A 7,973-nucleotide genomic window follows, 5' to 3' on the forward strand; every position below is an offset into this window, starting at 1 on the left:
ACCGAAACCTCGTCTGCACATGCCCACCAATGGAAGCATACGAAGAAGCCGCAGAATAAAACTACAAACCCCCGCCGAAAAATCGGCGGGGGTCATCGAAGGGAACAATGTTTCTCTCACCTGACCCAATCAAACCATTTGGTGGTTCTGATGAAGCATTATGTCATACAAAATTGTCACGCAGGTGCAGCTCAAATCGCCAACGTGGCAAAAGAACGCCCTCATCACATCGAAGTCATTCTGCGCTGCCAAGAGGATAGGGCATCAGCAGAATTGGTAGTGGAGTTTTTCCATGCGTTGAACACATTGATCGCTAAAAAAGCCTATGTGGTGACAGCACGTGTTGTTGCTAACGACAAAGTTGGTGGACCACTTGATTGGGCTGGGCGGACTGCGGTGTTCTGGGGCGACTTGGAGAGTGCATGGTGCCCGGCAGGAGACCAAAAGCTTTGGGTTTCGCAAGTGATGAATCTGTCACCCAGAGTGATTTTGGTCGGCGGCGCCGTGATGTTGCTGGCGCAGATGGCAGGTTCTGAACCAAGAGCGGCTGCAGTGCATGCCACTTTTGAAGCGGCTGCTTTCGAACAGGGAATTGTCAGCTGCGGGGCATCAACTTGCCTGGCGTCAGATGGTCGATTGCACAGCGCCAATACCCGCATCAGTGCTCTGGGATTACTTTCGGAGCTCGTTTCGGATGATCACGGTCAACATATTGCTGATGCGCTACGCAGATATGTCGGATTGAGCGAGCCCGGGAAGAAAACCGAGAGTCAAATTGCCAATCGGCTCATTGGCGAGGCCAAAGGGGACGAGGTGGTCATTCATACGCTGGCGACCATGATGACGCATATCGAAGACCCGTTGAGCATTTCAGAACTTGCCGCGAAAGTTGGTACATCTGTCCGGCAGCTTCAGAGAAGATATCTCAGCAAAACAAATGCGAAGCTTCTGGACACTTACAAAGAGTTGCGTTTGGAGAGGGTTGGGATCTTGCTCAAATACACGGACATGCCCTTTGCAGAAGTTGCCGCCGCAACTGGGTTTTCGTCTCGTTCCGCCATGTCCCGGAGCTTCTTCAAACATTGCAAATCTACTCCCGAAGAAAGCAGGAAGCGGCGGTATCTTGGGTGTGAATAGAACAAGCGCTCTCAATTCAGCGTGCAGTTTCTGGATGCGCAAAAGCACCTAATAGCGAACAGTCTGGCGTTCAAAAACGAGGGCGTGGACGCCTGATTGGCTGCGCCAATCGTGGCGCGAAGACCAAGTAACACGACATCTGTGATAGCCAAGGGCGTCCGGTAAACCTTTTTTACTGCCGGGCAAGCTAGCGACTAAATCGGCATGCGAGCCTTGCTTAGCAGCGTGTCAGATGTTGACTGGCTGATTGGAGAACATGGCTAAGACGCTGACCGGCATCTGAGATGCGTCGAAAGAAAAAGGGATGCGGGCCTGTTTCGAAGGTCGAAGGTCGAAGGCGACGCAAGCAGGCTGTCAAATACGACAAAGGTCACTACAAAGGGCGTTACTGGATCTAAATCATGCTCTGCAGATCCAAGGATTTGCGGCGTGCCGCAATCCGCACCAACAGATGTTCCAAGGTATTTCTGTCCGCCATAGCACTTGGTTGGGGTCACGCTTTGCGATAGATGAATTCATTTTCAGGATTGGCTGACATGGCGTCCAAAACATCGTTGACCCGGCTATTCAGAGGTGACTTTTTGCAAACGGGATCTGTGGCTTCGGCATCTTGCGCAAAGGCCATCGCCTGACAGCGGCAGCCTCCGAAGTCGATCTCTTTGCGTTCGCAGCTTTGGCAGGGTTCGGGCAACCAATCGGTTCCCCTATAGGCATTGAAGGCACTGCTGTGGTTCCAGATGTCCGATAAGGGTTTGTCGCGCAAGGACTCGAATTCCAGATGGGTGATTGTCTGCGCCGCATGGCAGGGCAGGACGGTGCCGTTGGGCGTAATGTTCAGGCCCGTGGACCCCCAGCCGCCCATACAGGCTTTGGGAAAGTCTGAGTAGTAATCAGGTGGCACGAAGTCGATGGCCAGAACGCCGCGCAAATCCTTGCTGGCGCGGGCAACGGTGTCTTTCACGGTGTGGGTCTGCTCAAGCGTTGGCAGCAGTGCGGCGCGGTTCGGCAGAGCCCAGCCGTGGAATTGCACACAGGCGACTTCGAGCCTGCGGGCGCCCAGTTTGACGGCCATTTCGATCGTGCGATCCAGGTCATCAAGATTGTGGCGATGCATGACCGCGTTCAGGGTCAGCGGGATACCCCTGTCACCGATCTCTTTGGCGATGATCATCTTTCGGTCAAAGCCGCCGCGATAGCCGCCAATGCGATCGGCCAGATCGGCATTCGTGCCCTGCAAGGACAGTTGGATGTGGTCCAGCCCTGCCGCCGCGAGTCGATCCAGCCGTTTGGGGGTCAGCCCGATGCCGGAGGTGATCAGGTTAGTGTAAAGCCCGATACGCGCGGCCTGTGCGGTCAGGTCTTCGAGATCGCGGCGCGAGGCGGGTTCACCCCCCGACAAGTGCAATTGCAGGACGCCCATTTCGAAGGCTTGCTGGAACACATCCGCCCAGGTCTGCGTGTCGAGTTCCGTTTCCTTGCGCTCAAGCTCCACAGGGTTGCTGCAATAGGGGCAGCTGAGCGGGCAGCGGTGGGTAAGTTCGGCCAAAAGCGCGATGGGGGCTGGGGCGGTCATGCCTGCACCAACACATAGAGGCGGCTGCGCAGGGCCTGCAGGAAGTGTTGAACATCGGTTTCGACCTGATCGGCAGGGGCGCCGTAAGTGGTGGCAAGATCAGTGACGATCTGGCTAAACGAGGTCTTCCCATCCACCCGCGACAGGATGGCGACGCCGATATCGTCCAGTTCGATCACCTTTTCCGGGGCTTGCAGGACCATGCGGTCGCGCACTGTGTCGCGCTGAACCCGCACGCCGCGCGGCAGATAGGGGCGATCGGATTGCTGCAGCTCAAGCGTCATAACAGGCCTTCCCCCGGTTTCCACGCACCGGGCGGGATCAGGCCCGGTTCCACATATCCCGACCAGAGCGCATCCAGCTGCGCCCAAAGCACGTTGGTTTTGAAGATCAGCGCCTCGCAGGCCATATCTTCTTTTTCTTCTGTATCGGCATGGTCCAAAACCCAGTTCAGGCCGAATGCCACATCCTTGGGGGCTTGGGTCAGGCGTTTTTGGAAATAGGACAAGCTGTCAGAATTGGCGAAGTCATAGTGCTGCAACAGGCCCTCGATCCGCTGTTCATGGATTTTTGGGGCAAACAACTCAGTCAGAGAAGACGCGACCGCCTGCAGCAGGGGCTTTTCGCGCACGTAATGCACATAGGCGTCGACGGCGAATTGGGTCGCGGGCAGGATACCGCGGCCCGAGGCGACATAGTCGGGATCCAGCCCTACAGCCTCGGCCAGTTTCAGCCAGCGCCGGATGCCGCCGCCCTCGGTCACGCCACCATCATGGTCTTCGATGCGGGATCGCCACTCGCGCCGGATATCGGGGTCGGTGCAGCGCGACATGAAGGCGGCGTCCTTCATCGGAATTGCCGCCTGATAGGCCCACCGATTTATCACCCAGGCGCGCACCTGATCGGGGGTGCATTGCCCGCTGTGCAGCCGGTGATGAAACGGGTGCTTATCGTGGTAACACTCCGCCCCGATCTGACGCAGGCGGGCCTCAAGGGTTTCGCGGCTCATATCGTGATCTCCTGCCCGTCATAGGCGATGGTCCAGCCTGCGGTTTCCACAAAGGCGCGTTCCGGGCTGTCGGGTTGCAGCACAGGGTTGGTGTTGTTGATGTGGATGAAGGTTTTCGCGGCGCGGATCTCTTGCAGTCGGGCGATTGACCCCTCTGGTCCGCTGATCGAGATATGCCCCATCCGCTGCCCGGTTTTCACTCCGGTTCCGGTGCGGATCATCTCATCATCATCCCAAAGCGTGCCGTCAAAGAACAGCTGATCGGCATCCGCAATTCGGGCCAACAGGTCATCGGTCACCTGCGCGCAGCCGGGGATGTAGTAGGCGGTCTTATCGGGGGTGGTCAGCCGGACACCTACGGTCTGTTCGCCTAGCAGATCGGTTTGGACGCTGTCGCCCTCCATGAAGAGAGGTACCTTGCCGGGCACCGCAAAGAGCTGCGCGTGCAGCCCCTCTTGAAGGGTGAATTCATCGCCCAGGGCAATCTGGCGGCGTTCGACCTTCTCGCGGTTGACCGCGTCGAAAATCCGGTTCTGGGACAGTACGTCCAGAATATCGCCCGTGGCAAACAGGGTGAACGGGGTCTGTTCACGCAGGCTGAGCAACCCGGCGATATGGTCGATATCCCCGTTGGTCAGCAGAACCGAGGCAACAGGCGTGTCGCGCAGCGCGCGGGGGTGCATTTTGGGGCTGTCCAGCATCTGCTGGCGAATATCAGGCGAGGCGTTCAGGATGCTCCAATTCAGACCATCCGGGGACACCGCCAACGAGGATTGGCCGGACGGCGGGATCCTACCCTTGCGGGCGTCCTCGCAATTCCGGCAACCGCAGTTCCATTGTGGCAAACCGCCACCTGCAGAAGCCCCAAGAACCAGGAAATGCACTTTGGGCCTCCGCTGCGTTTACGTGATCAGAACAGGTCGGGCTCGTACTCGCGGCCTTCGTCCTCGGACGGAGAATACATGTTGATCTCCATGCCGCAGTTCACTTCTTTCAGCTTCGGTGTGCTCCAGGTCATAGTTTCCTCCCGATGAATGACTGGCGTTGTAAAAAACCTACTACCGGCACGATTTTCGGAAAATGCTCCTTTGGTCGTAGGGATGGGGTGTAGTGTTGAGGGTCGGGTCGGCTGCGTCAACCGCCTTGGGGTCGTAGAGGCGGGACTTAGGACTTTCGTCGAATGTCATGGGCGCAGGGGGAAATATAGTCTCACGCTCATGCGCGCGATCCTGCTTCTTGTGTTTTTGCTTTTCAGCGGTCTGTCGGTTCAGGCAGAGCCTCTGCCGCGTGAGCAGATCGAAACCTATATCCGCGCCCCGTTTTCACTAGGCGACGCATTGAACGATGACGGGGTTTACAGCCTGCTGAACTCGGGCGGCAGTGAGGCCGGATATGTGTTTGAATCCGAACCCTTGGCCCCCTTGCCGGGGTTTTCAGGCGCGCCGATCAACATGCTGGTGGTGCTGGACCTTGAGGGGCGCTTTCTGGACGTCCAACTGATCGAACACAACGAGCCGATATTTGTCTCGGGTCTGGGTGAGGCCCCGTTTCACAAATTCTTTGAACAATATGGCGGGCTGTCGATTTCGGATTCGATTGTGGTGGGAACACCCTATGGCGATGCGGCGGCGGGTTCACAGCTTGTTTATCTGGATGGCGTCACCAAAGCGACGGCCAGTGTGCGCATTGCCCACGAATCCGTCATGGGGGCCGCGCTGGCAGTGGCCCGCGAAAAAATGCAGGGGCTGGCCACCGCGCCGCCCGCCTTTCCCAACCCCGAGTACCAAGAGGACCTGACCTGGCAGGATCTGGTCGATCAGGGCATCGCCACGCGCAAAACCTACACCAACGCGCAAGTCGACGCCTTGTTCACAGGCACCTTGTGGGAGGATGATGATCCTGAGGCGCAGGAGTACCCGGATGAGCCGTTCTTAGACATCTGGGTTGTCGATTTGGGGCCTACTTCCATCGCCCGCGCCGCGCTGGCCGAGGACAGTTTCGACGAACTCCAGAGCTTTCTGGAAATCTCGGACAATGATGAACCGATCCTGGTTATCGAAACCGCACGCCACGGGTTGGTCAGTGAGGATTTCGTGCGCAATACCGCGCCAGATTGGTTGTCGGCGGAACAGGATGGCTTTCCGGTTGCCCTGCGCGATGCCGATCTGTTCGTGGAGCTGGCTGATGGTCTGCCCGATGGCACCGCCATGATCTTGCGCACGGACCGCAGGCTGGGATTTGACCCCTCGCGCGATTGGGTTTTGAAGGTACTGGCCGTGCGGGAACACGGCATGTTCCAGCCCGAAACAGGCTCCGTCACGCTTGAGGTGCCGCATGTCACGCCCGAGCGGTTCTTTACCCGTCCGGTTCAGATAACGCCGGTCCCGCCGTGGCTGGAGGCGCTGCGCAACCGTCAGACTGACATGATCGTTCTGGGGATCTTCCTGACAAGTCTCGTCGCCGCGCTCAGCTTTCGTATGAATGCACTGGCGGCCCAACCTTTGTTCACGCCGCTCCGCTTGGGCGTGCTGGCGGTTGTCATCGGTTTTGTCGGATGGTGGGGACAAGGGCAGTTGTCCATCGTCACAGTTCTTGGAACACTCAGAGCAGCAATCGAGGGTGGCAGTTTCGCGTTCCTTCTGTACGACCCGTTTTCCCTGTTGATCTGGGCGGTGTCCATCGCTGGTTTCATCGCATGGGGCAGGGGGCTGTTCTGCGGTTGGCTCTGCCCATTCGGCGCGATGCAAGAGTTAGCGCATCACTTGGGCAAAGCCCTCCGCCTGCCGCAGATTGAGCCGTCCGAGGCCTGGGACAGACGTCTGAAATGGTTGAAATACGTCATCCTTGCGGGCCTTGTGGGCGTTGTGTTCGCCGCCCCCGATCACGTTGACAAAGCCGCCGAGGTCGAGCCCTTCAAAACTGCGGTTACTACCTTCTTTGTGCGCGAATGGTATTACGTGGCTTACGCGGCGGGATGGCTGTTCCTCGGAATGATGCTGTTCAAGGGATTCTGCCGCTATGTCTGTCCGCTCGGGGCTTTCATGGCGATCGGAGGGCTGTTGCGCGGGCGCGATTGGATCGACCGGCGCACGGAATGCGGCTCTCCGTGTCAATTGTGCAAGGTCAAATGCAAATACAGGGCCATCGCAAAGAGCGGGCGCATCCAATATGATGAGTGCTTTCAATGCCTTGACTGTGTGGCGATCCATGACGACAGTACCAAATGCGTGCCTCTGATTGTCGCCGCCCGACGCCAAGCCAGAGAGGTCGCCGCCGAATGATAAACCGCCGCCGCTTCCTTGCCATCTCTGCCGCCGCGTTGGCGACCCCGGCTGCGGCCCAGCCCACAAAATGGCACGGCTATGCCTTGGGTGCCGAGGTCAGCCTAGCCTTTGACGCGCCTACGGACGTTGCCGAACCCGCCATAGCCCGCATCCGAGCCGAGCTAGAACGCTGCGAAGCATTGTTCAGCCTCTACCGCCAGAATTCCGACTTGTCTCGGTTGAACCGTTCTGGCCACCTGAAAGCACCCGCGCCCGAAATGCTGGCGCTTCTGCGCGCCTGCGATCGCGCCTACCGGCAGACCGACGGGCGTTTTGATCCGACCGTTCAGCCCTTGTGGCAGGCAGCGGCGCAGAATGGAGACCTCGATGCCGCGCGCAAAGCTATTGGATGGGACCGGGTTCGGATTTCGCCCGATTACATTGCGCTGGATGCCGGCCAGGCACTGACGCTGAATGGTATTGCACAGGGCTACGCTACGGATCTGGTCACAGAGGTGCTGCGTCAGGCGGGTTGGTACAACGTATTGGTCAATATCGGTGAATACTACGCCGCCGGGCGCAACTGGACCCTGGGCGTGTCAGATCCCCAACACGGGATCGTTCAGACCCGGACGCTCAAAGATCAAGCGATTGCCACCTCTAGTCCAGCTGCGTTGCGACTGGGTGGCGGTCAGTTTCATGTCCTGAATCCGAAAACCATGCACCCACCCCAATGGTCGACGGTCAGCGTTCAGGCTGCAGACGGCACATCGGCAGACGCATTGTCAACGGCGCTTTGCCATGCAGATGAGGGTGAGATTCAAACCATACTGGATCGGACACCCAATCGCACCACTGTAATTTGTGTTCACCAGAATGGGTCTGTCCGGACCTTCCAATCATAGCAAAAGCCCCGAGGTTTTGCCCGGGGCTTTAGGGTTTGTTGTTTTTGTGTTTATGCGCAGTCTTGGACGGCACGTTTTGTCATGAC

General features: G+C 58.1%; 8 protein-coding genes and 1 pseudogene. 4 read left to right on the top strand and 5 right to left on the bottom strand.

The genetic code is table 11. The annotated features are described in order from the left end of the window. Together ACR0KL_RS22515 and ACR0KL_RS22520 are read left to right on the top strand one after the other, a co-directional pair. Positions 1 to 1,137: helix-turn-helix domain-containing protein (locus ACR0KL_RS22515; protein ID WP_480555619.1), on the top strand; the 1,137-nt coding region annotated here is incomplete at its 5' end. Positions 1,138 to 1,208: 71 nt separating this feature from the next. Next, a pseudogene (locus tag ACR0KL_RS22520) lies at positions 1,209 to 1,646 on the top strand (transposase family protein); the annotation flags it as partial. Here the strand turns inward: ACR0KL_RS22520 and pqqE are convergent. Genes pqqE through pqqA form a run of 5 tightly spaced genes read right to left on the bottom strand, consistent with a single transcriptional unit; the run spans position 1,631 to position 4,737 of the window. Then, a complete protein-coding gene (gene pqqE / locus ACR0KL_RS22525; RefSeq protein ID WP_480777544.1) occupies positions 1,631 to 2,710 on the bottom strand; it encodes a pyrroloquinoline quinone biosynthesis protein PqqE in 1,080 nt (359 codons plus the stop codon). The pseudogene ACR0KL_RS22520 and the gene pqqE overlap by 16 nt on opposite strands. Further along, a complete protein-coding gene (gene pqqD, locus ACR0KL_RS22530) occupies positions 2,707 to 2,994 on the bottom strand; it encodes a pyrroloquinoline quinone biosynthesis peptide chaperone PqqD (RefSeq protein ID WP_480528119.1) in 288 nt (95 codons plus the stop codon). The genes pqqE and pqqD overlap by 4 nt, the downstream gene beginning before the upstream one ends. Next, positions 2,991 to 3,719, bottom strand: coding sequence for a pyrroloquinoline-quinone synthase PqqC (gene pqqC, locus ACR0KL_RS22535; RefSeq protein WP_480528120.1), 729 nt, complete (start codon positions 3,717 to 3,719; stop codon positions 2,991 to 2,993). The genes pqqD and pqqC overlap by 4 nt, the downstream gene beginning before the upstream one ends. Beyond that, positions 3,716 to 4,603, bottom strand: coding sequence for a pyrroloquinoline quinone biosynthesis protein PqqB (gene pqqB / locus ACR0KL_RS22540; protein ID WP_480528121.1), 888 nt, complete (start codon positions 4,601 to 4,603; stop codon positions 3,716 to 3,718). Before pqqB ends, pqqC begins: the two co-directional genes overlap by 4 nt. Positions 4,604 to 4,629: 26 nt before the next feature. Further along, entirely contained in the window at positions 4,630 to 4,737 is a 108-nt protein-coding gene (gene pqqA, locus ACR0KL_RS22545; protein WP_152460716.1) for a pyrroloquinoline quinone precursor peptide PqqA, read from the bottom strand. A 199-nt stretch (positions 4,738 to 4,936) separates the two neighbouring features. On the opposite strand from pqqA, the gene ACR0KL_RS22550 reads away from it, so the two are divergent. Together ACR0KL_RS22550 and ACR0KL_RS22555 are read left to right on the top strand one after the other, a co-directional pair. After that, positions 4,937 to 7,000 carry a 4Fe-4S binding protein gene (locus ACR0KL_RS22550; protein ID WP_480777545.1) on the top strand — a complete coding sequence of 688 codons (2,064 nt, stop codon included), beginning with the start codon at positions 4,937 to 4,939 and terminating at the stop codon, positions 6,998 to 7,000. Continuing rightward, positions 6,997 to 7,887 (top strand): FAD:protein FMN transferase, encoded by an 891-nt coding sequence (locus ACR0KL_RS22555; protein ID WP_170681763.1) that lies wholly within the window; start codon positions 6,997 to 6,999, stop codon positions 7,885 to 7,887. Before ACR0KL_RS22550 ends, ACR0KL_RS22555 begins: the two co-directional genes overlap by 4 nt. The last annotated feature ends 86 nt before the right edge of the window (positions 7,888 to 7,973 follow it).

The organism is Ruegeria sp. C8 (genome assembly GCF_056537565.1).